Here is a 21,596-nt window from a genome sequence, read left to right as displayed (position 1 = left end):
TTTTCATCCCTTTTAATAACAAATACAAAAAAGCAATCCAGTCTGGATTGCTTTTTATTTATAACAATATGCTAATAGTTTTTTGTTTTTATAAAAATTAGCCTTTTTCCAATACACCCTTCACTAATTTTATCACACTTGGCATAGCGGTATTGGCGGCATTCAAGACCTCTTCATGCGAAACAGGAAATGCAATTTCTGGACCACCTAAGTCTGTAATTACCGAAACACAAAACACACGCATATTCATGTGCTTAGCTACAATTACTTCTGGTACAGTACTCATCCCTACCGCATCACCACCAATATAACGCACCATTCCATATTCTGCTGGCGTTTCGAATGTTGGCCCTTGCAGTCCTACATAAACTCCTTTCTGTATGGTCAAGTTTTTCTCTTTTGCCACTTCTTCGGCAATCGAAATAAAATCTAAATCGTATGGTTTTGACATATCTACAAAACGAGGTCCCAATTCATCAATATTTTTACCTCGCAAAGGATGTTCCGGCATCATATTGATGTGATCTTTCAGAATCATTACATCTCCTACCTGGAAACTAGGATTCACACCTCCCGAAGCATTCGATAAAATCACTTTTTCTATCCCCAATCCTTTGAAAACTCTCATCGGGAAAGTAACTTCCTCCATCGAGTATCCTTCATAGTAATGAAAACGACCGGCCATCATCAATACCTTTTTACCTTCTATCTTCCCGTACACTAAGTGTCCTTTATGCCCCTCTACGGTTACTTGCGGGAAATTAGGGATTTCTTGATAAGGAATTACTATAGGATCTAGAATTTCATTCTCTAGTTTTCCTAAACCCGAACCCAAAACCACCACAAATTCGGGCTGTTCTGGTAGTCGCTTTTTTATATACTCAACTGCGTTTTTGATTCTCTCTAACATAGTCTATAATTAATTCGTTAAATTTTTTTTCATCGTTTAAAGTTACGCTTATTGGCAGATAATACATATCGTTCTTCAACGACTCTTCCTCCATCAGGCGCATGTAATCTTTTTCGGTGGTAAGCAAAATCCTTTCACCTTCTGTATTTTGATATCTTTTTCGGATATACTCTATTTCAGTATTACTAAAGTTATGATGATCTGGGAATTCTAAATGCAAAACTGCTCTAAATTTTTCTTCACAAAAAGCAACAAAATTTTGTGCATTTGCTATTCCTGTCACAACAACCGCATTGTAATTTAACCAGTTACTCATCGGAATTTCATCATGCAAACCAATAAGTTTTGTTGCATATTCTATCTTAGAAAAAAACAACTCTTGTTTTGGCTTCACTCTCAAACTTTCGCGTAATTGTTGAACGTTTTTTTCGGTAAGATTTTCTGGACATTTGGTCACAATAATTACATCTGCACGCTTAGCTCCCGCCCTACTTTCTCGCAGATTCCCGGCCGGCAATAAATAATCTTTACTGTATGGAAATTGATAATCTGTCAATAGAATATTGAATCCTGCTTTGATACTTCTATGTTGATATGCATCATCTAGAATAATTAAATCAGGATAAAAATCGCGGATTATTTTTTGTGTTCCTGTTACACGATTTTCACAAACTGTAACTATAATTTTATTTTTGAAACGACGAAAAAACTGCATCGGCTCATCACCAATATCGTACACTTTCGACTCGTAATTTGCAAACTTGAATCCTCTAGATTTTCGTCCATACCCTCTACTAAGGGTACAAACTTTGTAATTGTTTTTTAGTAGTTCTATTAGATATAGTACATGTGGAGATTTTCCTGTACCTCCAACGCTAAGATTTCCTACATTGATAATAGGTAAATCGAACTGTGTTTGTTTCAGAAATCCTATATTGTAAAAAACATTCCGAAGACTGCTTCCTAACCAATATAAACCCGAGAAAGGGAATAAAAGTTTACGCCAATTCATACTTTTTTACGTATTATCGTTGCGAAAATACCAAATTCTATTTGCTTTCTTACTAACAAAGAGTCATAAAGTTTGATGTTTTGTTTATCTTCGTAGGAAACAACCCAAAAAACAAGATGCTTTTTATCCAAAAACCACAAAGGATTATTTGTCTTACAGAAGAAGGAACAGAACTTTTGTATGCGGCTGGCCTACAAGACCGTTTGGTTGGGATTAGTGGTTTTACATATAGACCACCACAAGCAAGAAAAGAGAAACCCAAAATTTGTACATTTCTTGATGCAAAATTTGATGAAATTGACCAATTGCAACCAGACTTGATTGTTGGTTATTCTGATTTGCAAGCACCCATTGCCAAAGAGTTAATCAAAAGAGGCTATCCAGTTCATATTTTCAATCATCATACTTTGGAAGGAATTTTTGGATACATTCTACAATTTTTTGGCTTGATTGGCGAGCAGTCAATCGGGCAAAAGCTTATAGATGCGTATCATAGACAATTAGAAGACTTGCACAATCGAACCAATCAATACCATAAAAAACCAAACGTATTTTTCGAAGAGTGGTATGATCCTATTATTGCTGCTAGCACTTGGGTACAAGAACTGATTGAACTTTTGGGTGGTGAAATTTCTTTTCCGGATAAAAAAATGGAAAAGTTAGCAAAAAATAGAATTTTACTTCACGAAGAAGTTGTGCAAAAAAATCCTGATATTCTTATTGGGTCTTGGTGCGGAAAAATGTTCAAACCAGAGGAGGTAAAGAAAAGAGAAGAGTTTGATAGGGTAAATGCAGTGAAAAACGACCATTTATACGAAATAAAATCCGAGCTGATTTTACAGCCCGGACCTGCTGCTCTTACTGATGGTGCTAAAGAAATTTTTCGTATCATCGAGCATTTTCATCGCAGCCAATAACATTGACTTCTCGCTCCATGTAAATGCCATATTTGGCATAGATATCGGTCACTATTTTTTCTGAAAGTTTATAGATCTCTTCTCCTGTTGCGTTACCGTAATTCACCAAAACCAATGCTTGCTTAGCATGCACACCTGCATCACCAAATCGTTTGCCTTTCCAGCCTGCATTTTCAATCAACCAACCTGCGGCTATTTTCATACTTCCATCGGCATTGGGATAAGCAACAATTTCTGGATAAGAGGTTTGTAACTCCCTATACTTTTCGACAGAAACAGACGGGTTTTTAAAGAAACTTCCAGAATTCGGAATCACATCAGGATCGGGTAATTTGCTTTGTCTAATTTTGATCACTGCCGAACTGATATCTTTTATCGTTGGAGTAGAAATACCTTCTAATGTTAATTCTTGTTGAATAGCTCCGTACGAAGTTTTCAATTGGTGACTCCTTTTGGTTAGTTCAAAAGTTGCACTTACTAATACAAAATTTCCTTTTTCTTCGTTCTTGAATATCGATTCGCGATACCCGAACCGACAGGCTTCTTTGCTAAAGATATGGATTGTATTATCGAGAATTTTCAGTGCTTCTACTTCGATCAAAGTATCTTTAATTTCTACTCCGTATGCACCTATATTTTGCATAGGTGCAGTGCCGACATTTCCTGGGATCAAGGATAAATTTTCTAAACCACCAAATCCTTTATCTAGGGTTGATAGAACGAATTGGTGCCAATTTTCACCAGCCATTGCTTTTATCCAAACAATATCTTCGGTTTCTTTGACTATAGAAATACCTTTCAGACTTAGTTTTATTACCAATCCATCGAAATTATCCAAAAAAAGAACATTACTTCCTCCGCCCAAGAACAATAACTGTAACGATTTTTCTTTGGCAAAGTCCAAAGCAAATTGTAAATCTTCTAGGGATTTCGCCTCGATAAAATAACGTGCAACAACTGATAAGCGGAAAGTATTGTAATATTTTAGGGAATAATTTTCTCTGATTTCCATGTTTTATCTTTTGGTTCCTGGATAACTTTCGAGGGCTAACTTTATTAATTCTACCGAACGTCTCAGATCATTTTCATTTAATACATAAGCCAAACGAACTTCTTGCAAGCCCGAGTTTGGAGTGCTATAGAACCCTGCTGCTGGCGCAACCATAACCGTTTCTTGATTATCTTGAAATTCTTCTAACAACCAAATGGCAAATTTTTCGGCATTATCTACTGGCAGTTGAGCCACGCAGTAGAAAGCTCCTTTGGGAGTTGGACAAAATACACCTGGGATTTCATTGAGCCCGTTTACCAAAATATCTCGACGTTTTAGATATTCTTCGCGGCAATCTTCGAAATAGGTTCCAGGATTATTATGAGCTTGTGTAGCAATATATTGTGAAATTTCGCATGGGCTTAATCGGGCTTGGGCAAACTTCATGGCTGCCTTAAGAAAAGTTTCATTTCTAGAAATCAAAGCACCGCTCCTTGCACCACACAAACTAAATCGTTTTGATTCTGAATCGATGACAATTGCATTTTCTTTTAAATCATCAAAAGATAAAATCGAAGTAAATTCTTTATCTGTGTATAAATATTCGGCATAAACCTCATCTGCAATCAAATATAAATCGTGTTTCAGCACCAAGTCTTTTAATTGAGTCAATTCTTCTTTGCTGTACACATAACCGGTAGGATTACCTGGATTACAAATTAGGATTGCTCGTGTTTTATCGGTAATCTTATTTGCAAACTCCTCGATTGATGGTAACGCAAAACCATTTTCTATGGTAGAAACTACGGGTACAATCTTCACTTCATTGTTGCATGTAAAACCGTTATAGTTAGCATAAAAAGGTTCTGGTATGATGATTTCATCATTTGGATTACAAATTATCGAAAAGAGCATCAATAAAGCTTCTGAACCGCCTAAGGTTGCGATAAAATTCTCAGGTTGTAAATGAATATTTCTATTCGTAAAATAGTTTGCCAATGCTTCTCTATAGGCCAATGTACCTTCGGAATGGGTGTAAGAAATAATCGTTTCATCGAAGTTTTTCAAACCCTCTAAAGCGGCTTTTGGCGAATCTATATCAGGTTGTCCAATGTTTAGGTGAAACACTTTTTTCCCATTACTTTTAGCTTTATCTGCGTAAGGGACAAGCTTTCTGATAGGTGAAGCAGGCATTTGCAATGCTTTTTCTGAAATAATTCTCATTTTAATATTTTTTTAATATCTCTTTACTGGTATGGCACCGTTTTTGAACCATATGATGATGTAAAATTACAAACGTTTAATCTCAAAAAAAACTTTATTATGAGTAAATTAAATAATGCTACTAAATTATTAGCAGGTTTAGCAATCGGTACAGCAATCGGAGCAGTTGTAGGCTTATTATACGCTCCTGAATCGGGTGAAGATTCACGCAAAAAACTAAAAAAAGAGGCTGACAAAATCAAAAAAGAATTGGACAAATACGCTAATGACTTTTCTGATAAAGCTAAGAAAAGTAAAAAAGAATTAGAAGCTAAATTAGAAGAAGTAAAAAATAAATTAGCAGAACAAAAAGACGAGTTAATTGCAAAAGCAAAAAACGCCAAGAACGAGGCTAAAGATAAATTAGAAGAAGCTCAGGACGAGTTTCAAAAAAATGTAGGAGTTTAATCCTACATTTTTTCTATCTTTTTAGTTTCTTTATTATTGTTCAGTCCCTTAATTTTATTGTATGTTTAAAGATCTAAAAAACCATATCAATAATCGTATTACCCTAGTAAAATATGAAATAGTTGACTCTACTAGTCACATGATTTCTTCTGCAGTATATATTCTTATTATGGCGGTACTTGGTTTTTTTTTACTATTAATTGGTAGTATTGCAGCAGGCTTTTTATTGGGTAAAGTTTTTGATGACAATGGATTAGGTTTCTTGGCAATTACGGGACTTTACTGTTTATTTTTGCTCATTGGAATTTTATTTCGCAAAAAAATTAAACTTTCCATAACGAATACTGCAGTTTTTAATTCTATGAATGCACTTACAAACCAAAATAAGGATGAAGAAGAAGACTAATAAATACACTCCTGGACAAGCAATTACAAATATTGATGAGTTACGTGCTGCAAAGCGTTATTTAAAAAGACAAATCAACGAAAGCGAACATGCTCAGGACAATTCTATTTTGGGAAAAGCTGTGGGGTTTATAGGAAATATGAATTCTGCCGATAGTATTGTTTCGAATAGGATACAACGCTCACTAAATCTTGTTGCTGAAAAAATTTCTACACGATACCCGATGGGTGGTGTTTCGAAGTATATTTTATCGGGTTTGGTTGTAATTACAGTTCCGATTATTACATCAAAACTCCAAAAATTTATTCAGAAAAAACTCTCTTAACTTTTTATTGCTCAATTTCATTCAGCCATTGAAAAAAGAGCGTGAAGTAACGCTGGAATTCTTCAAGCGAAACGCGATGTTCTAAGTTTTCATCGGTTAGTAAATATTTTTCATACACATTATTTCCGCTTAGTTGCTCATAAAATTTCAACTGTTCATCATAAGATATGACTGTGTCTAGTTTACCAGCAACTATATATGTGGGTGCTAAACTTTCTTTCAGTTCGAACTCTTTTGGTACAAAACTTTTCACTTCTTCATAGCGTGTTACACCAGGATTCAACAACAAACATGGTAATTGTTTAATTCTACTTAATAAATACGCTAGTATTGCTCCTAAACTTGTACCACTTAGTATTTCTATTTTTTCTTTTTCGATCAGATTCAACAAATCCTTTATAACAGTCTTTGCCTCTGCATCATAGTCAATCAACGGATATTGTGCATGGGCAATAGTGTCTAGGAAATCTTTTTTTTCCTTAGTTGTAAATCCTTGATAACCATGCAAGTATAGTAATTTCTTTTTTCTCATAGTTCTTTTTTTATTTAATATAAAAAAATAACCATCATGATAACTATAATGGTTATTTCTTTTATTAAACTTACATTCGAATGTGTTTTTTTAGGAGACTATTTTTCTGTCATTTCCCATTCGCCTGTTTGTATATAAGCATCGGCTTGTTTGTATTTTACTTCTTTGATTTCGCCGGTCGAACGGTTTCTAATATTCACTCGTTCATTACGTCCTACTTTATCAACTTGTTCTGGAGAAGTTTTCGCGTCTGTTTTAGTTTCTTTTCCTTGCTCATCTCCTCGAGAAGTTTGCACCTGTTCTGGTGCTTGCTCTTTAGCCTGCTTTATATCTTCTTCGTTGTTATTTTGTGATTGAGGTAATTCACCTTTGAATAAGAATGCAACAATTTCTTTATTGAGGTTATTCAACATTCTTTGAAAGATATTGAATGATTCTTGTTTATAAACTACCAAAGGATCTTTTTGTTCATAAGCGGCATTCTGTGAAGTTCTTCTCAAGTCATCTACATCACGCAAATGTTCTTTCCAATTATCATCAATGATACTTAGAACAATATTTTTTTCGAAGTCACGAATCAATGACTTACAATGAGTTTCATACGATTCTTTGAGGTCTGCAACTATAGTTAGCGTACGGATTCCGTCGGTAAACGGAACCTGAATGCGCGAGAAAATATTTCCTTGATTCTCGTATACATTTGCAATCACTGGATAGGCAGCATTCATCAAATATTCTTTCCTGTTTTTATAGTCTTCTAATGCAGCCTCGTAAACAATATCCGTCAGAGCTTTGATTGAAGTATTTTTGAATCCAGCTTCGTCTACAGGAGATTCCATAGTGAAGTATTTAATCAGATCCAACTCAAAATCTTTGAAATTTTCTACTTCTTTATTTTCTCTAACAATCGCAGCCGATACATCGTAGATCATGTTGGCAATATCTACTCCCAAGCGCTCACCAAACAATGCATTTCTTCTACGTTTGTAGATGACTTCGCGTTGTTTATTCATCACATCATCATACTCTAATAATCGTTTACGAATACCAAAGTTATTTTCTTCTACTTTTTTCTGCGCTCGTTCTATAGACTTGGTAATAACCGAATGTTCGATTACATCTCCCTCTGTATGCCCCATTCTATCCATTAGTTTGGCAATTCTTTCTGAACCAAAAAGACGCATCAGACTATCTTCTAATGAAACAAAAAACTGTGATGATCCTGGATCTCCCTGACGGCCTGCACGACCACGCAACTGACGATCGACACGGCGAGAATCATGACGTTCTGTACCGATGATTGCTAAGCCTCCCGAATTTTTAACTTCTTCTGTAAGTTTAATATCGGTACCACGTCCGGCCATATTGGTTGCAATAGTTACTGCTCCTGGGCGACCAGCTTCCGAAACAATATCTGCTTCTTTTTTATGTAATTTTGCATTGAGAACGTTGTGTGGAATTCCTCTTAGCTTGAGAGCTTTCGATAATAACTCTGATACCTCGACATTGGTTGTCCCTACTAATACAGGACGTTTTTCTTCACGGGCCAATTTTTCTACTTCAGCAATGACTGCTTTGTATTTTTCTCGATTTGTCTTGAATACTAAATCGTTTTTATCCTGTCTTGCAATTGGACGATTGGTTGGTATAGAAACTACATCTAATTTGTATATTTCCCAAAATTCTCCTGCTTCTGTTTCTGCAGTACCGGTCATTCCGCCTAATTTATTATACATACGGAAATAGTTCTGCAAGGTTATCGTTGCAAAAGTTTGGGTTGCAGCCTCTATCTTCACGTTTTCTTTTGCCTCAAGTGCTTGGTGCAAGCCATCTGAATATCGACGACCATCCATGATACGCCCCGTTTGTTCGTCTACAATTTTCACCTGGCCGTCCATCACTACATATTCTACATCTTTCTCGAAAAGCGTGTAAGCTTTAAGCAACTGACTCAACGAGTGAATACGTTCTGATTTGATCGAAAAATTACGAAAGAATTCTTCTTTTTGATGAAGAATTTCTTCTTTTGTACCATTCGAGTTTTCTATTTTAGCTAACTCAGTCGATACGTCTGGTAGGATGAAAAACTGGTCGTCTTCCATACCTTTTGATAAAAGTTCGATTCCTTTATCTGTTAAATCAGATTGATTATTTTTTTCATCAATGACAAAGTACAAGTGTTTATCTACTTTGTGCATTTCTCGGTTATTATCTGCAATGAAATGTGCTTCGGTTTTTTGTAATTGTGCTCGAACTCCATCTTGAGACAAGAATTTTATGAGTGGTTTATACTTTGGTAATCCACGGTATACTTGATAAAGTTTGAATCCTCCATCTTTTAAATTACCTTCTTTGAAAAGAGCTTTGGCCTCGTTCAGAGTTTTATTGAGTTGTTCTCTTTGAATCGAATAGATTCGTTCAATTTTTGGTTTAAGCATATCGAACTCATGACGATCTCCTTGAGGAACTGGCCCAGAAATAATGAGCGGCGTACGAGCGTCATCAATCAACACAGAATCCACCTCATCGACGATCGCAAAGTTCAGTTCTCGTTGTACCAAAGCATCTGGCGTTGCTGCCATGTTGTCACGTAAATAGTCGAATCCAAATTCATTGTTGGTTCCATACACAATATCGCATCGGTAGGCTTCTCTCCTACCAGCAGAGTTTGGTTGATGGTTATCGATACAGTCAACACTCAGCCCATGAAACTCGAAAATTGGAGCCATCCAAGCCGAGTCACGTTTTGCTAAGTACTCATTCACGGTCACCAAATGTACTCCTCTTCCGGTAAGGGCATTTAGATAAATCGGTAAAGTTGCTACCAATGTTTTACCTTCACCGGTTTGCATTTCTGCAATTCGCCCAAGATGCAAAGCTGCACCTCCGATAAATTGCACATCATAGTGTATCATGTCCCATGTGACTTCTCTACCGGCAGCATCCCACTTATTACTCCAAATCGATTGACCTTTTTCCTCGTCAATGACTACATTTACTTTTCGCTGAGCTACTTGCCTATCGAACTCTGTTACAGCAACAACAACTTCATTATTTTCTGCAAATCTTCTTCCAGTTTCACGCATTACAGCAAAAGCTTCTGGCAAAATATCGGTAAGAATCTTCTCCTCTACTTTATATGCTTGCTTATTGATGTCATCGATTTTATTGTAGAGAACTTCTTTTTCATCGTAGTCTTCTATCGATTCGATTTCTTTTTTCAACTCATCGATTTGGGCGTTGTATTGGGCTGTAGCTTCTTTTAATTTAGCCTTAAATTCGACCGTTTTATTGCGTAGTTCATCATTTGATAAGGATTTCATCGACTCAAGAACTTCGTTAGCTTCTTTTACATATTTCTGCAGTTCTTTTACGTCTTTGGCATTTTTATCGCCAAGAAATACTTCTAATATTTTATCGATAATACTCATATTGTATAATTCTTTTCGACTGTATCTTAGTCTTTTTAGGGTTTGTATTGTGTGACAAATATACACTAAACCACGAAAGTTTCGTGATTTAATTCATAAAGTAATTGGGTAGATATAAAAAAGCCCTCTACGGGCTTTTTTACAGTTTTTTTTAATATTCGTCTTCGTTCCAAAGGAAATCCTCCTCGGTAGGATAGTCTGGCCAGATTTCCTCGATACTTTCATACGAATCTCCTTCATCTTCTATCGACTGTAAGTTTTCCACAACCTCTAATGGCGCACCAGTACGAATAGCATAATCAATTAACTCGTCTTTGGTTGCTGGCCATGGCGCATCACTTAAATAAGATGCTAATTCTAACGTCCAATACATATTGTTTGTTTATTTTATCGTTTATAAATGTCCTATACTTTATCTTAAGATATCTCTTGGCAGTCAGTTATCAAAAAATTTGCCAAAGTCAACTTGTCAGTTTCTGCGTCAGTTTCTTAATTTTATGTTTGAATAAAAATACTTATTTTTAACCAAGTAAAAAAGGAAAATGAACACAAAAATCAATCAATTATTTGGTATAAAATATCCTATCATACAAGGTGGAATGATTTGGAATTCTGGCTGGAAATTAGCTTCTGCTGTCTCTAATCAAGGTGGTTTGGGTTTAATCGGGGCTGGCAGTATGTACCCGGATATTTTACGCGAAAATATACAAAAATGCAGGCTCGCAACAAACTCACCCTTTGGTGTAAACGTCCCGATGCTCTACCCAGATATCGAAGAGGTTATGGAAATTATTTTACAAGAAAAAGTGAAAATAGTTTTTACTTCTGCTGGTAATCCCAAAACGTGGACTCAATACCTCAAAGAAAATGGAGTAACCGTGGCACATGTAGTAAGTAGCAGTAAATTTGCAATAAAAGCACAAGAAGCTGGGGTAGACGCTGTCGTGGCAGAAGGTTTTGAAGCCGGCGGACATAATGGCAGAGAAGAAACCACTACACTTTGTCTCATTCCACATGTTGTAGAAATGGTCGACATACCTGTTATTGCAGCAGGAGGAATAGGCAAAGGTTCACAGATTGCAGCTGTTTTAGCGCTAGGTGCACAAGGCGTTCAGATTGGTTCTCGTTTTGCAGCAACGCACGAATCTTCATCGCACGAAAATTTTAAGAATGAAATTCTGAAAGCTCAAGAAGGAGATACTCAATTAACTCTTAAAGAGTTGGCCCCGGTAAGATTACTCAAAAATAAATTTTATCAAAAAGTACAAGATGCGTATGCAAATGGTGCAAAGAAAGAAGATTTGGCTGAACTTTTAGGTAAAAGACGTGCAAAAAAAGGAATGTTCGAAGGTGATTTACACGAGGGAGAATTAGAAATCGGACAAGTAAGTGCCTTGATAAATGAAATATTAAGTGTAGAAGAAGTATTTAATGAATTACTTTCAGAGTATACAGCTACTATCGAAAAAATGAAATTTTTATAATAATATTATTATTTTCTGATTGGTTTATTCTATTGAAAAAGCTGACCTCTATGAAGGTCAGCTTTATTTTAGAAGGGAGGTTTTCTATTTTTCCCTACAAAAAAATATAATAACCTACAGCCTACCTTGTTCCTTTAATCTCCAATAACGTAGAAGACCACCGACCGACATCCAAGAAGGATTGGCCAATTCGTATGCCTGAATCTGTTCTTCATCTAAGCCTTTGCTCCGATAAAAAGATTGAATAGTATCTACAAAAACTGGGGTAATATCTTCTGTAGGTTTCTGATCTTCATACATTGGCTGGATATAATTGGCCCATTTATCCAGTTCAACTTCAAGTTGTCTAAACAAGTTTTCGACATCATCGTGATAGCCGTAATGCGTTTGATAGATTCCTTTTGCTTTTATTTCTCTCAATCTTTCTATTGTCTTCTTCCATAATTCTATATTGATATCTGGAGGTGGACACGGTGGAACAACAGGCCCATTCTCTATCTTCACACCTGCTACATCTCCTGTAAAAAACACCTCCTCTAACTTGTATACATTATGATGCACTGCATGTCCTGGAGTATAAAACGTTTCGAAGATTGCATTCCCGAACTCTACACTTTGTCCATCAGCTAATCCTACCAAAGACTCTTCTTTAATAGGTTTCATTTCACCCCAGAGAGAATCCATCTTATCTTGATAGATTTGCTTAGCAGAGTTCCAGAGTTTTTCTGGATTTTTGAGATGAGGAATTCCGATCGGATTGAGAAAAATTGTCGCTCCATGTTCTGCAAATTTCCAAGCAGCACCTGCATGATCAAAATGGATATGCGTTAACAAAACATTTTCTACATCGACTACTCGCCAACCTAATCTCTCGATACCAGCAGCTAGCGTCTCGAAAGTAGAATAAGGTCCTGGATCGAGCAAAACAGGCCCTTGTTCGGTCTCAATAAGATAAGCTGCAATAACTTTTTTATTGTTCTGAAAATTGAGATCGATTGTATGTATAGTTACCATGACTATAATATTTCTTCTATGGTATAATCGATTCCGTTAAAATTTAATGTATCATTTTCTCTTTTTCCGACCAATGCCTCGAAGATTGGTGCACTTGTACTAATGCCGACAAATCGTTTTCCGTTCCACTCAAAATCTTTGAATGCTAATCCTATTACCATGTTTACTTTATCTGTAAACACTACGTTACCTTCGGTAATTTCCGGTACTAATTCTGGTTTTAAGTTTATAAATTGATTCAATAAATCTTTCTCTCGATCGATTCTCAATTGTAGGTTTCTAGCAGCATCGGTTGACTGATTTTGTTGTGAAAAATCATCCAACTCTAGGCTTGATTCTTCATCTAAGTCGGCACTCTCGGCATAGATTTTATGAGATTCTTCTAGTTTTTTTATTTCATTTCTTTTCAATTCGATTAAATGATCGATAATTTCTTTTCGGATATGTGTTTTTTTCATAATATTTATTTTTATTTTTTTTAAATTTTTTCTAGGTATCTTATTTCAATTGCTGCACTACTTCGGTTAATTCTTCTAGAGTAAATGCACTTGGATGATGCAGTATTTTAACACGATTTTTATAAAAGTTGGTAACGGGAATAGCTCCAAACCAATTTTCATCGATCGATGATCGCCAAACTTTTTGATTTTTCAGGTCATCCAACAAAAAAAACTCACCATTTAGATTTTCTTTTCGGATAATCTCCTTCATTCGCTCAATTTGCTTTGGACGATCAAACGATACAAAAACCCAACGAACGTCGTCTTTATTTTGTTTTTCTACAACAGAAAAATAAGGTAACTCTGCCAAGCATGGCATACACCATGTTGCCCAATAATTTACTACCGTTAATTGTTTATCCGAACGCAGGATTGCTTTTTGTAATTCTTCATGGTTAACAACTTTTATTTCTTGAGAAAAAAGAGGAGTTGTCATCAGAAAGCTTACACGGACGAATATGAGTAGGATTTGTTTTATCATTCTTTCTATTTATATACTAAAAATACCAAATTCTCTTTAGCTTCTCATCATAAATATCTTAAAATAACCCTAAATTTGTATCAAATACTAATAACATTGTTTTCAAAAGAAGAAGCGAAACGCATAAAGCACGAATTCTGGACAGCTTTTGGTTCGTACATGAAGTTGCAACCCAATGCAGAAGGCAGACGTATCAATTGGATTAATTACAAAACCGGTATAAAAGGATTGTTTTTCAAGACCGATGTGTTCAATCGACATGCAGAAATCAGCGTGCAAGTGGCGCATCCAGATCCGTCATACCAACAAATGATTTGGGAACAACTCGAAGAGTTCGATCTTGTTTTTGCTTCGTATTGCGGAGATGATTGGGTCTGGGAAAAAAATGATTTTTCTGACGAAGGGAAACCCATTTCGAGTATCCGCTTGAAACTAGATCAAGTAAGTATTTATCGCGAAAGTGATTGGGCAGAAATTATTCGCTTTCTGAAAGATAATTCAATTGCTTTGGATGTTTTTTGGGTAGACCACAAGGCTTCATTCGACTTGTTTAAGTAGGATTTTCACAACGAAAACATTCTACATCAATCAATTCTCTAGCTTCTTCTAACACATTATTTTTGGTGTTTTCGTCTAGACTCAGTTCATCTAATACTGTAGGATTTTCGACCAACTCTTTCACCAATATTGTTCCTTTTTCCATGAGTTGTTTCTCTTGTTCTTTGGTAAGATTCGTTAGACAAGTCAACGGATACAAGGCACTATAATCAACTATTTCTTTGATGTTTTTTCCTTCGGGATAGTTCCAAGAAATCAATCCAATCCCATAATAATTTGCGAAATCTATCGAATCAGTAGTAAGATAAGCATTGGTTACCAAAAAGCCTTTGGTTGGTTTCATTTTCTTACCGAAAAACTCGTACTCATTATTCATCACATCTTTTATTCTCGACAGTATATACATCGGCGTTGTAACGCTAATTTTGGCATCTAAGTCATTTCTGAATTTACACTCGCAAAAAATAAGTTCCTCCCCTTTTAGGGCAACAACATCTATTTCGTGTGTTACAGCTGCGCCCTGAACTGTGATTCCGGTAAGTGCTTGATAACCTTGCTCGATAAAGATTTTTGCAATCCATTCCTCGAAAAGATGCCCTTCTGGCCCGAGTTCTTGCAAGGCTCTTTTCAGGCTATAGCGTGCAGCATATGAAGAACGAAACTTTTTGAGTTCATCAAAAGCTTTCTGATACAATTCTCGTGTGCTGATACCCGAATACAAAAAATTATTAACAGTCGAAAAAACTTCTTCTATTTCGGATTTCGTAGCGCCAGAACGAGAAAGAGAACGGCGCAAACTCTTTGGGTCAAAATCGACTAATTCGCCAGATTGTTTTTTTACTTTCACCTAATTATTATTTAGATTTAGGATTAAAAGTATAAAAACTTGAGGATAATTAAAATTAAATTAGAAAGTTCTTTCCTATCTTAAAAGTCAAGACATTTTCGATAATTTTGTATAAAACCTATTAACAATGCAAATTCTTGTTGTAGAAGACGATAAACGAATTAGTGATTTTCTGACGAAAGGATTAGAAGAAAATGGCTATTTGGTGACCTTGTGTAAAACGGCCGAGGAAGTTATAGAAAATTACCTCGATTTGCAGTGGGATTTATTTATTGTCGATGTTATGTTGCCCGGAATCGATGGTCGACAATCGGTACAAACTCTACGCTATAAAAAAATTACGGCACCGATTCTCATGCTTTCTGCACTGAATACGGTGTAAGATAAAGTGAATGCTTTGGATGATGGTGCTGATGATTATCTCACGAAACCATTTCATTTTGATGAGCTTTTTTCTCGTATCAAAGCGCTAACAAGAAGAGCAAATCGCCTCATAGAAACCACTACCAACCTACAACAATTTGGGAGTTTGAGCATCGATTATGATCAATACAAAGTTTCGGTGAATCAAAAAGAAGTTGATCTTTCTCCAACCGAAATGAAACTCCTTCTCTATCTCATTGAAAATAAAGATAAAACCGTCACACGAATGCAAATTCTGAATGCCGTTTGGGGAATACAATTCGATAATCAGACCAATATTGTAGATGTGTATATTTCTTATTTGCGCAACAAAATAGAAACCGAAGATAAATTTATTTTCACGGTAAAAGGATTTGGTTATTTATTCAAACACGACGCATGAGTTTAAAAAATCGCTTAGCCTTTTATACGAGTTTACTTTTTGGAGTAGCCATTTTGGTAGCATCGGTTTTAATTTATTTTTTCTTTTCGACAAAAATGATTCAGCGCGAATATAAAAATCTCGAAAGCAAAACCTTACTCGCCGCTTTTTATTATTTAGAAGAAGATGAAGTTTCGCATTCGGAACATCAAAGCATACAAAATAGACTTTCGAAATCGATCTCGAAAAAGAATATTTTAGTGTTCAATGAAAAGAATAAAAAGTTTGGTGGAAATATGGTCGATGATGTCGAAATTACCGAAAACTTTGTAGAAACAATTCGAAAAAATAAAGAAGCTAATTTTCGGACCGATAACTTTTTTTATAGCGGCTTATTTTATCATGACAATCAAGGCGATTTTGTTATTATCACTAGAGAATCAACCGATGAATTTTATGGTTTAATGAATTCACTTTTACAAATTCTTGTCCTAGTTTCAGTAATTGGTTTGTTGGTTGTTTTTCTTTTCGGACAGCTAATCGGCCATATTGCTTATCAACCTATTTCCTTGATGATGAAACAGATAAAATCAAGAAACTCCGAAAATTTTCAACATCCTATCCAACTCGAAAAAACGTATAAAGAAGTTGAAGATTTGGTAAAAACGTACAATCATTTTGTGGAACGTTTAGGGGAAACATTTTTGGTACAAAAAAACTTTATCGATTATGTTTCGCACGAATTTAGAACGCCGATGACCGCAATTTTAGACACTATAGAAGTTACCAAACAAAAAGAAAGAAGTGTAGAAGAATATAAAAAAGTGAATCTACAGTATGCAAATTATGTCGAAGATTTGCGCGATACACTCGATCAAATGATGATTCTTTCTGGTGTGAAAACCAATTTAGAACTGTCCCCAATTCGGATAGATGAAATTATTTTTCAGATGATCGAACAAGAAGCTGCATTAAAAGAAGCCAAATTTCAATTGGATTTTGAGTTGAAAAATCAACAATTACTCATTCAACAAGGTAACGAAAAAATGTTGCGTTTGGCAATTCTCAACATTTTAGAAAACGCCATAAAATACTCTCATAATCAATTAGTTAAAATTAGTATATCCGAAGAAGAAAATCATTTACAACTACAAATTAAAGATCAAGGAATTGGTATAGAAAAAGAGGATTTACACAGAATTACGTCGAACTTTTATCGTGGCAGCAACACCTCAGAATTTAACGGAAAAGGAATCGGACTTTCTCTTGCCAATATTATTTTCAAGATTCATCATATCCAACGGATATTCTTGCGGTTCATAAAAGTCCGATTACCGAGCAACTGCTAATGCCGGGAAAAATAGAATATGATGAAAACGATTTGGTAAGCTTTCGGAGTTTGCTCGATGGTGTGGTAGATAATGTCAATTTCGAGTTGGGCGATTATGTGAAGAAAGGACAAGTTTTGACGACGATAAAATCGTCTCAAATTCAGGAATTGTATCAACAACAACGTTTCTTTCAGAATCAGATTACTTTACTTAACAAACAAATTTCTACCAAAAAAGAATTGTTGAATGATGGGATGATTTCTGCTCCCGAAGTTTTAGAGTCGGAGCATGAATTGGCAAGTGCCAAAATCGAGTTAGAAAGAATCAAGCAAACTTTGCAATTGTACAGAGCTGTTGGGCAGGATGCTTTTCAGATTTTGGCGCCGAAAAAGGATATATCATTCAGAAATCGATCAGTTCTGGACAAAGTATCACGTCGGATAGCGATGCTTTGTTTTCTATTTCGAACCTTAAAAAAGTTTGGGTAATGGTGAATATTTATGTAAGCAATCTAAAATATGTAAAAACTGGCGATCTAGTGAAAGTAAAAACCATTGCTTATCCAGACCAAATTTACACCGGAAAAATCGATAAAATTTATAATGTTTTTGATGACAATGAACACGTTCTGAAAGCGCGCGTTGTCTTAGAAAATCAAAATTTGAATCTTATGCCAGGCCTAAGGGTTGATATTATCATCAATAAAAACACTTCAGACCGAAACGCATATGCGATTCCTAATGACGCTTTGATTTTTTCAACAACAAAAACTATCTCGTTACCTACAAAAACGACTGTACTCTTGAGGCGAAAAAAGTGACGCCAATTAGCAATAACGAAGAGTGGACGTATATAGAAGAAGATTTGGCTTCGGATGAAAAAGTTATCGGGTCGAATGCTTTGCTCATTTTCGAACAAATAAACCAATATTTCATGCAAAAGTTTGTTCAAAACATCGTTACTTTCTCGCTACGACACACAACCTTGGTGATGTTTGGGGTTTTTGTGTTATTGTTCGGAGGTATTTATGCGCTTAAACACACGCCAATAGAAGCTTTCCCAGATGTAACCAATACGCGAGCAAGAATCATTATACAATGGCCTGGTCGAAGTGCAGAAGAAATGGAAAAATTGGTTACTCTACCGATTTCTAAAGAAATGAACAGCATCCCACACAAATCGAATATTCGTTCGATTTCTCTTTTCGGACTTTCAGTGGTGACGGTTCAGTTCGAAGATAATGTAGATGATTTCTATGCGCAACAATATGTGTCGAATAAATTAAACGACGTTGATTTGCCTGAAGGTGTAAACAGCGAAATTGAGCCACCTTCGGGTGCAACCGGTGAAATTTTTCGATACATTATCAAAAGTGACCTCCCACTAAAAGAAGTTACAGCTTTGCAAGATTGGGTAATCGAACGCGAATTACTTTCGGTTCCGGGCGTTGCTGATGTCGTAAGTTTTGGTAGTGAAGAAAAAATCAACATCCTAAACGAACGTCATTTACCCGAAAATACAACCATAGAAACCGTTGTAGACCGTACAACCTTGGTCGATAATACGGTAAGGACTGTTTCTAAAAACTTGATCGAAGGAATTCTTTTGGTTTCGCTCATCGTCTTTATTTTCTTGTATAATTGGAAATCAACCTTCATTGTTGCATCTGTAATTCCATTATCGTTTTTATTCGCTATTATCATGCTGAAAATTCAAGGATTACCAGCGAATTTAATTTCGATGGGATCACTCGATTTCGGACTATTACTCGAAGGAACTTTGGTAATTGTAGAAACTGTTTTTGTTGCCTTAGCCGCACAATCTCACAAAATAGGACCCGAAAGATTTGCCCGAATGAATAAACACGGACTCATCAAAAAAAGTGCTGGTAGTGTTGCTTCGTACATCTTTTTTGTCCTCATCATCCTCATCGTAGCCTTATTACCTATTTTCTCTTTTCAGAAAGTAGAAGGAAAAATGTTTAGTCCGTTAGCCTTTACGTTAAGTTATGCCCTTTTAGGTTCATTGATTTTGAGTTTAACGTATGTTCCGGCAATGTGTAAACTTCTTTTCACGAAAAACATCGAAGAAAAAGAAAACTTTATTACCCGATTTTTTCAGAGAAATATTTATAATTTGTTTCAAGTTACCTTCAAATACAAAAAAACGACAATTGCAATATTTTTAGGAATCCTCACAATTTGTTTTGTAAAATTCTCTCATTACGGATCAGAATTCCTACCAAAACTCAACGAAGGAGCAATTTACGTTCGGGCAACTTTACCGAATAGTATTAGTTTGGATGAATCGATAAGATTGACCAAAGAAATGAAAGAAAAGTTGATGAAAACCATTCCCGAAATAGATTTTGTTCTGACGCAAACCGGACGACCAAATGACGGAACCGACCCTACAGGTTTTTTCAATATTGAATTCAATGTCCAACTAAAAGACGAAAAAGATTGGGAAAGAAAAGTTCCTAAAGAAACCATAATCCAAGAAATGCGTACGCAACTCGATCATTATCCTGGAATCAATTTTGGTTTTAGTCAACCGATTCAAGATAACGTAGAAGAATATGTTGCTGGCGTGAAAAGTGCTTTGGTTATCAAAATTTTTGGAGATGATTTATACGACTTAGAAAAATATGCCAATCAAGTTGCAGCAGCCATCGAAAAAGTTGACGGAATTACCGATATCAATGTTTATAAAAATATCGGTTTACCTGAACTCAAAATTCAACTTCACGACTCGAAAATGGGCAAATATGGCATTCAAACTGCCGATGTACAAGCAGTGATAGAAATGACAATCGGTGGCCAATCCGCTACTATGTTCTACGAAGGCGATCGCCAATTTGATGTCGTTCTTCGCTTCAACAAAGAATACCGAGATACTCCCGAAAAAATAGGAAATATTCTTATCCCAACCAGTAATGGGCAAAATATTCCTTTGCAAGAGATTGGCAGTATTGGTTACCAAACAGGGCCTGCGTTTATTTACCGAGAAGGCAACAGTCGCTATATCGGCGTAGGTTTTAGTATCGAAGGACGCGATTTAGGAAGCAGAAGCACCATAGACGAAGCCAAACAAGTTGTTGCCAAGGAAGTTCATCTACCTAAAGAAAACCATATGGAATGGGCTGGGGAATTCGAATGTAAAGAACGTGCCGCCAAACAACTCGCATTGGTCATTCCGGTTTCGTTGGTTTTGATTATGCTTTTGTTGTACTCTAATTTCGGAAATGTAAAAGATACAGCCGTTGCGGCGCTTACTCTTCCGTTTGCGTTTATCGGTGGATTTTTATCGCTTTGGATAACCGGTACAATTTTCGGAATCTCAGCTGGAATCGGATTCATTATCTTGTTCGGAGTTGCAACTATTGACGGGATTGTTCTTATTGGTATGATTAGTGAAAACCGAAGACATAAAATTCCACTAAAACAAGCCATAGAAGAAGGAGTAAAAAGTAGAATTCGTCTGGTTGTGATGATTGCTCTTATGGGATCAATGGGCCTTTTACCAGCAGCACTTTCGACCGGTATGGGATCTGAGATTCAGAAACCTTTAGCCATCATGATTGTCGGCGGATTGATTTGTTGTTTATTCCTATCCTTTACCATCCTACCAATTGCTTATTATTGGATGTACAAGGAACGTTCACCCAAGGAAATAGAAGCCTAAAAAGAATTCAGTATATTTGCAAAAAATGTCTCTATGAAGCTTGAAGAACAATTGAAACAACGTAGCAATAACAGCTGCGAACTTACGGGCCTTACCGAGGAACTTAGCGTATTCGAAGTTCAACCAAATGCGACAAACGATCCTAATCGTTGCATTTACATTGCAGAAGTATGCAAAGCGCAATTAGAAAAACGAGCCGATTTGGATCCACAATTTTGGGAAAAGTATTTACCTACCAGTATGTGGAGCGAAGTTCCTGCCGTACAAGTTGTTGCTTACCGACTGCTGCAACGCATGAACAACGAAGCGTGGGCTGCCGATGCATTGGACATGTTGTACTTAGACGAGGATACACTCGAATGGGCAAAAGCCGTAAAAGATGATGCAGCCGAATTGCACAAAGATGTCAATGGAAATATTTTGGTTGCTGGCGATACTGTAACCCTAATCAAAGATTTGGATGTGAAAGGCTCTTCTCTCAATGCTAAAATAGGAACAGCAGTGCGCAATATTCGTTTGGTGCACGATAACCACGAACAAATTGAGGGGAAAGTTGATGGACAAACAATAGTAATTCTGACCAAATTTGTAAAAAAACAATAAACATAATAACACGCGAAACCTTATAAAATCCTACCTATTTGTCGAGTAGGATTTTTTGTTTTCGATTGGTAGGATAAAATCATACTTTGTGAATGTATTGTATATCATCCTACCA

General features: G+C 36.0%; 24 protein-coding genes. 13 read left to right on the top strand and 11 right to left on the bottom strand.

All coding sequences use genetic code 11. From position 1 onward, the window contains the following. Positions 1-97: 97 nt before the first annotated feature. Together HMPREF2660_RS02500 and lpxK are read right to left on the bottom strand one after the other, a co-directional pair. On the bottom strand, positions 98-910 hold the full coding sequence (locus HMPREF2660_RS02500; RefSeq protein ID WP_070485522.1) for a purine-nucleoside phosphorylase: 813 nt from the start codon (positions 908-910) through the stop codon (positions 98-100). Then, positions 882-1,922 carry a tetraacyldisaccharide 4'-kinase gene (gene lpxK, locus HMPREF2660_RS02495; RefSeq protein WP_013598777.1) on the bottom strand — a complete coding sequence of 347 codons (1,041 nt, stop codon included), beginning with the start codon at positions 1,920-1,922 and terminating at the stop codon, positions 882-884. The genes HMPREF2660_RS02500 and lpxK overlap by 29 nt, the downstream gene beginning before the upstream one ends. Positions 1,923-2,038: 116 nt before the next feature. Between lpxK and HMPREF2660_RS02490 the strand changes: the two genes are divergently transcribed. Beyond that, entirely contained in the window at positions 2,039-2,839 is an 801-nt protein-coding gene (locus HMPREF2660_RS02490) for a cobalamin-binding protein (RefSeq protein ID WP_070485521.1), read from the top strand. On the opposite strand, the gene murB is transcribed toward HMPREF2660_RS02490, so the two are convergent. Further along, positions 2,811-3,851: a UDP-N-acetylmuramate dehydrogenase gene (gene murB, locus HMPREF2660_RS02485; RefSeq protein WP_013598775.1), complete on the bottom strand. Its 1,041-nt coding sequence runs from the start codon at positions 3,849-3,851 to the stop codon at positions 2,811-2,813. The two genes, HMPREF2660_RS02490 and murB, sit on opposite strands and share 29 nt — an antisense overlap. Before the next feature lie 3 nt (positions 3,852-3,854). Beyond that, complete coding sequence (locus HMPREF2660_RS02480; protein ID WP_070485520.1) at positions 3,855-5,054, bottom strand: pyridoxal phosphate-dependent aminotransferase; 1,200 nt, start codon at positions 5,052-5,054, stop codon at positions 3,855-3,857. 99 nt (positions 5,055-5,153) lie between these two features. Between HMPREF2660_RS02480 and HMPREF2660_RS02475 the strand changes: the two genes are divergently transcribed. The 3 genes from HMPREF2660_RS02475 (at position 5,154) to HMPREF2660_RS02465 (ending at position 6,232) form a co-directional block, all read left to right on the top strand. Further along, positions 5,154-5,501, top strand: a complete 348-nt coding sequence (locus tag HMPREF2660_RS02475) for a YtxH domain-containing protein (protein WP_013598773.1) — start codon at positions 5,154-5,156, stop codon at positions 5,499-5,501. A gap of 61 nt (positions 5,502-5,562) precedes the next feature. Then, complete coding sequence (locus tag HMPREF2660_RS02470) at positions 5,563-5,907, top strand: phage holin family protein (protein ID WP_013598772.1); 345 nt, start codon at positions 5,563-5,565, stop codon at positions 5,905-5,907. Next, positions 5,891-6,232 carry a hypothetical protein gene (locus HMPREF2660_RS02465; protein ID WP_013598771.1) on the top strand — a complete coding sequence of 114 codons (342 nt, stop codon included), beginning with the start codon at positions 5,891-5,893 and terminating at the stop codon, positions 6,230-6,232. Before HMPREF2660_RS02470 ends, HMPREF2660_RS02465 begins: the two co-directional genes overlap by 17 nt. A gap of 4 nt (positions 6,233-6,236) precedes the next feature. Here the strand turns inward: HMPREF2660_RS02465 and HMPREF2660_RS02460 are convergent, their stop codons facing one another. From HMPREF2660_RS02460 to HMPREF2660_RS02450, 3 genes are all read right to left on the bottom strand, one after another. Next, positions 6,237-6,764, bottom strand: a complete 528-nt coding sequence (locus tag HMPREF2660_RS02460) for a YqiA/YcfP family alpha/beta fold hydrolase (protein WP_013598770.1) — start codon at positions 6,762-6,764, stop codon at positions 6,237-6,239. A 98-nt stretch (positions 6,765-6,862) separates the two neighbouring features. After that, complete coding sequence (secA, locus tag HMPREF2660_RS02455; protein ID WP_070485519.1) at positions 6,863-10,195, bottom strand: preprotein translocase subunit SecA; 3,333 nt, start codon at positions 10,193-10,195, stop codon at positions 6,863-6,865. Positions 10,196-10,346: 151 nt separating this feature from the next. Further along, positions 10,347-10,568: a DUF2795 domain-containing protein gene (locus tag HMPREF2660_RS02450; protein ID WP_013598768.1), complete on the bottom strand. Its 222-nt coding sequence runs from the start codon at positions 10,566-10,568 to the stop codon at positions 10,347-10,349. 169 nt (positions 10,569-10,737) lie between these two features. Between HMPREF2660_RS02450 and HMPREF2660_RS02445 the strand changes: the two genes are divergently transcribed. Further along, positions 10,738-11,679: an NAD(P)H-dependent flavin oxidoreductase gene (locus HMPREF2660_RS02445; RefSeq protein ID WP_070485518.1), complete on the top strand. Its 942-nt coding sequence runs from the start codon at positions 10,738-10,740 to the stop codon at positions 11,677-11,679. Between the two features lie 114 nt (positions 11,680-11,793). On the opposite strand, the gene HMPREF2660_RS02440 is transcribed toward HMPREF2660_RS02445, so the two are convergent. From HMPREF2660_RS02440 to HMPREF2660_RS02430, 3 genes are read right to left on the bottom strand one after another with little or no spacing between them, the layout of a single operon-like run. Next, positions 11,794-12,693 carry an MBL fold metallo-hydrolase gene (locus tag HMPREF2660_RS02440; protein WP_070485517.1) on the bottom strand — a complete coding sequence of 300 codons (900 nt, stop codon included), beginning with the start codon at positions 12,691-12,693 and terminating at the stop codon, positions 11,794-11,796. Between the two features lie 2 nt (positions 12,694-12,695). Continuing rightward, positions 12,696-13,151: a hypothetical protein gene (locus HMPREF2660_RS02435; protein WP_013598765.1), complete on the bottom strand. Its 456-nt coding sequence runs from the start codon at positions 13,149-13,151 to the stop codon at positions 12,696-12,698. 40 nt (positions 13,152-13,191) lie between these two features. Next, on the bottom strand, positions 13,192-13,674 hold the full coding sequence (locus HMPREF2660_RS02430; protein WP_013598764.1) for a TlpA family protein disulfide reductase: 483 nt from the start codon (positions 13,672-13,674) through the stop codon (positions 13,192-13,194). A gap of 96 nt (positions 13,675-13,770) precedes the next feature. Here HMPREF2660_RS02430 and HMPREF2660_RS02425 point away from each other — a divergent pair, with 96 nt between their 5' ends. After that, positions 13,771-14,232, top strand: a complete 462-nt coding sequence (locus HMPREF2660_RS02425) for a DUF4268 domain-containing protein (RefSeq protein WP_255356400.1) — start codon at positions 13,771-13,773, stop codon at positions 14,230-14,232. Here the strand turns inward: HMPREF2660_RS02425 and HMPREF2660_RS02420 are convergent. Then, complete coding sequence (locus tag HMPREF2660_RS02420; protein ID WP_070485516.1) at positions 14,225-15,079, bottom strand: ATP cone domain-containing protein; 855 nt, start codon at positions 15,077-15,079, stop codon at positions 14,225-14,227. The genes HMPREF2660_RS02425 and HMPREF2660_RS02420 overlap by 8 nt on opposite strands. A gap of 127 nt (positions 15,080-15,206) precedes the next feature. Between HMPREF2660_RS02420 and HMPREF2660_RS11105 the strand changes: the two genes are divergently transcribed. The 7 genes from HMPREF2660_RS11105 to HMPREF2660_RS02390 all read left to right on the top strand — a co-directional run bounded on the left by HMPREF2660_RS11105 (position 15,207) and on the right by HMPREF2660_RS02390 (position 21,481). Beyond that, positions 15,207-15,461 (top strand): response regulator, encoded by a 255-nt coding sequence (locus HMPREF2660_RS11105; RefSeq protein WP_255356399.1) that lies wholly within the window; start codon positions 15,207-15,209, stop codon positions 15,459-15,461. Between the two features lie 6 nt (positions 15,462-15,467). Beyond that, positions 15,468-15,884, top strand: coding sequence for a response regulator transcription factor (locus HMPREF2660_RS11100; RefSeq protein ID WP_232013407.1), 417 nt, complete (start codon positions 15,468-15,470; stop codon positions 15,882-15,884). Then, the gene (locus tag HMPREF2660_RS02410) at positions 15,881-17,212 is read left to right on the top strand and encodes a HAMP domain-containing sensor histidine kinase (protein ID WP_013598761.1); all 1,332 of its coding nucleotides are present in this window, start codon (positions 15,881-15,883) and stop codon (positions 17,210-17,212) included. The genes HMPREF2660_RS11100 and HMPREF2660_RS02410 overlap by 4 nt, the downstream gene beginning before the upstream one ends. Further along, complete coding sequence (locus tag HMPREF2660_RS02405) at positions 17,212-17,682, top strand: efflux RND transporter periplasmic adaptor subunit (RefSeq protein ID WP_070485515.1); 471 nt, start codon at positions 17,212-17,214, stop codon at positions 17,680-17,682. The genes HMPREF2660_RS02410 and HMPREF2660_RS02405 overlap by 1 nt, the downstream gene beginning before the upstream one ends. Further along, positions 17,592-18,014, top strand: a complete 423-nt coding sequence (locus HMPREF2660_RS10950) for an efflux RND transporter periplasmic adaptor subunit (protein ID WP_311316201.1) — start codon at positions 17,592-17,594, stop codon at positions 18,012-18,014. Before HMPREF2660_RS02405 ends, HMPREF2660_RS10950 begins: the two co-directional genes overlap by 91 nt. 113 nt (positions 18,015-18,127) lie before the next feature. Beyond that, positions 18,128-20,878 carry an efflux RND transporter permease subunit gene (locus HMPREF2660_RS02395; protein ID WP_070485530.1) on the top strand — a complete coding sequence of 917 codons (2,751 nt, stop codon included), beginning with the start codon at positions 18,128-18,130 and terminating at the stop codon, positions 20,876-20,878. Between the two features lie 33 nt (positions 20,879-20,911). Beyond that, positions 20,912-21,481 (top strand): PhnA domain-containing protein, encoded by a 570-nt coding sequence (locus HMPREF2660_RS02390; protein ID WP_013598760.1) that lies wholly within the window; start codon positions 20,912-20,914, stop codon positions 21,479-21,481. The last annotated feature ends 115 nt before the right edge of the window (positions 21,482-21,596 follow it).

The organism is Weeksella sp. HMSC059D05, from assembly GCF_001809725.1.
Taxonomy (GTDB): domain Bacteria; phylum Bacteroidota; class Bacteroidia; order Flavobacteriales; family Weeksellaceae; genus Weeksella; species Weeksella virosa.
The sequence above is the reverse complement of the archived record's forward strand: the minus strand, read 5'-3'. Positions and strand labels throughout refer to the sequence as shown.

Excerpts from the sequence above, each read along its gene's own strand:
- HMPREF2660_RS02440 (WP_070485517.1), bottom strand. The coding sequence starts at position 12,693 with ATGGTAACTATACATACAATCGATCTCAATTTTCAGAACAATAAAAAA.
- murB (WP_013598775.1), bottom strand. The coding sequence starts at position 3,851 with ATGGAAATCAGAGAAAATTATTCCCTAAAATATTACAATACTTTCCGC.
- HMPREF2660_RS11105 (WP_255356399.1), top strand. The coding sequence starts at position 15,207 with ATGCAAATTCTTGTTGTAGAAGACGATAAACGAATTAGTGATTTTCTG.
- HMPREF2660_RS02460 (WP_013598770.1), bottom strand. The coding sequence starts at position 6,764 with ATGAGAAAAAAGAAATTACTATACTTGCATGGTTATCAAGGATTTACA.
- HMPREF2660_RS02395 (WP_070485530.1), top strand. The coding sequence starts at position 18,128 with ATGCAAAAGTTTGTTCAAAACATCGTTACTTTCTCGCTACGACACACA.
- HMPREF2660_RS02430 (WP_013598764.1), bottom strand. The coding sequence starts at position 13,674 with ATGATAAAACAAATCCTACTCATATTCGTCCGTGTAAGCTTTCTGATG.
- HMPREF2660_RS02500 (WP_070485522.1), bottom strand. The coding sequence starts at position 910 with ATGTTAGAGAGAATCAAAAACGCAGTTGAGTATATAAAAAAGCGACTA.
- HMPREF2660_RS02465 (WP_013598771.1), top strand. The coding sequence starts at position 5,891 with ATGAAGAAGAAGACTAATAAATACACTCCTGGACAAGCAATTACAAAT.
- HMPREF2660_RS02490 (WP_070485521.1), top strand. The coding sequence starts at position 2,039 with ATGCTTTTTATCCAAAAACCACAAAGGATTATTTGTCTTACAGAAGAA.
- lpxK (WP_013598777.1), bottom strand. The coding sequence starts at position 1,922 with ATGAATTGGCGTAAACTTTTATTCCCTTTCTCGGGTTTATATTGGTTA.
- HMPREF2660_RS02445 (WP_070485518.1), top strand. The coding sequence starts at position 10,738 with ATGAACACAAAAATCAATCAATTATTTGGTATAAAATATCCTATCATA.
- HMPREF2660_RS02410 (WP_013598761.1), top strand. The coding sequence starts at position 15,881 with ATGAGTTTAAAAAATCGCTTAGCCTTTTATACGAGTTTACTTTTTGGA.
- secA (WP_070485519.1), bottom strand. The coding sequence starts at position 10,195 with ATGAGTATTATCGATAAAATATTAGAAGTATTTCTTGGCGATAAAAAT.
- HMPREF2660_RS02475 (WP_013598773.1), top strand. The coding sequence starts at position 5,154 with ATGAGTAAATTAAATAATGCTACTAAATTATTAGCAGGTTTAGCAATC.
- HMPREF2660_RS02470 (WP_013598772.1), top strand. The coding sequence starts at position 5,563 with ATGTTTAAAGATCTAAAAAACCATATCAATAATCGTATTACCCTAGTA.
- HMPREF2660_RS02390 (WP_013598760.1), top strand. The coding sequence starts at position 20,912 with ATGAAGCTTGAAGAACAATTGAAACAACGTAGCAATAACAGCTGCGAA.
- HMPREF2660_RS02405 (WP_070485515.1), top strand. The coding sequence starts at position 17,212 with ATGCCGGGAAAAATAGAATATGATGAAAACGATTTGGTAAGCTTTCGG.
- HMPREF2660_RS02450 (WP_013598768.1), bottom strand. The coding sequence starts at position 10,568 with ATGTATTGGACGTTAGAATTAGCATCTTATTTAAGTGATGCGCCATGG.
- HMPREF2660_RS02435 (WP_013598765.1), bottom strand. The coding sequence starts at position 13,151 with ATGAAAAAAACACATATCCGAAAAGAAATTATCGATCATTTAATCGAA.
- HMPREF2660_RS02480 (WP_070485520.1), bottom strand. The coding sequence starts at position 5,054 with ATGAGAATTATTTCAGAAAAAGCATTGCAAATGCCTGCTTCACCTATC.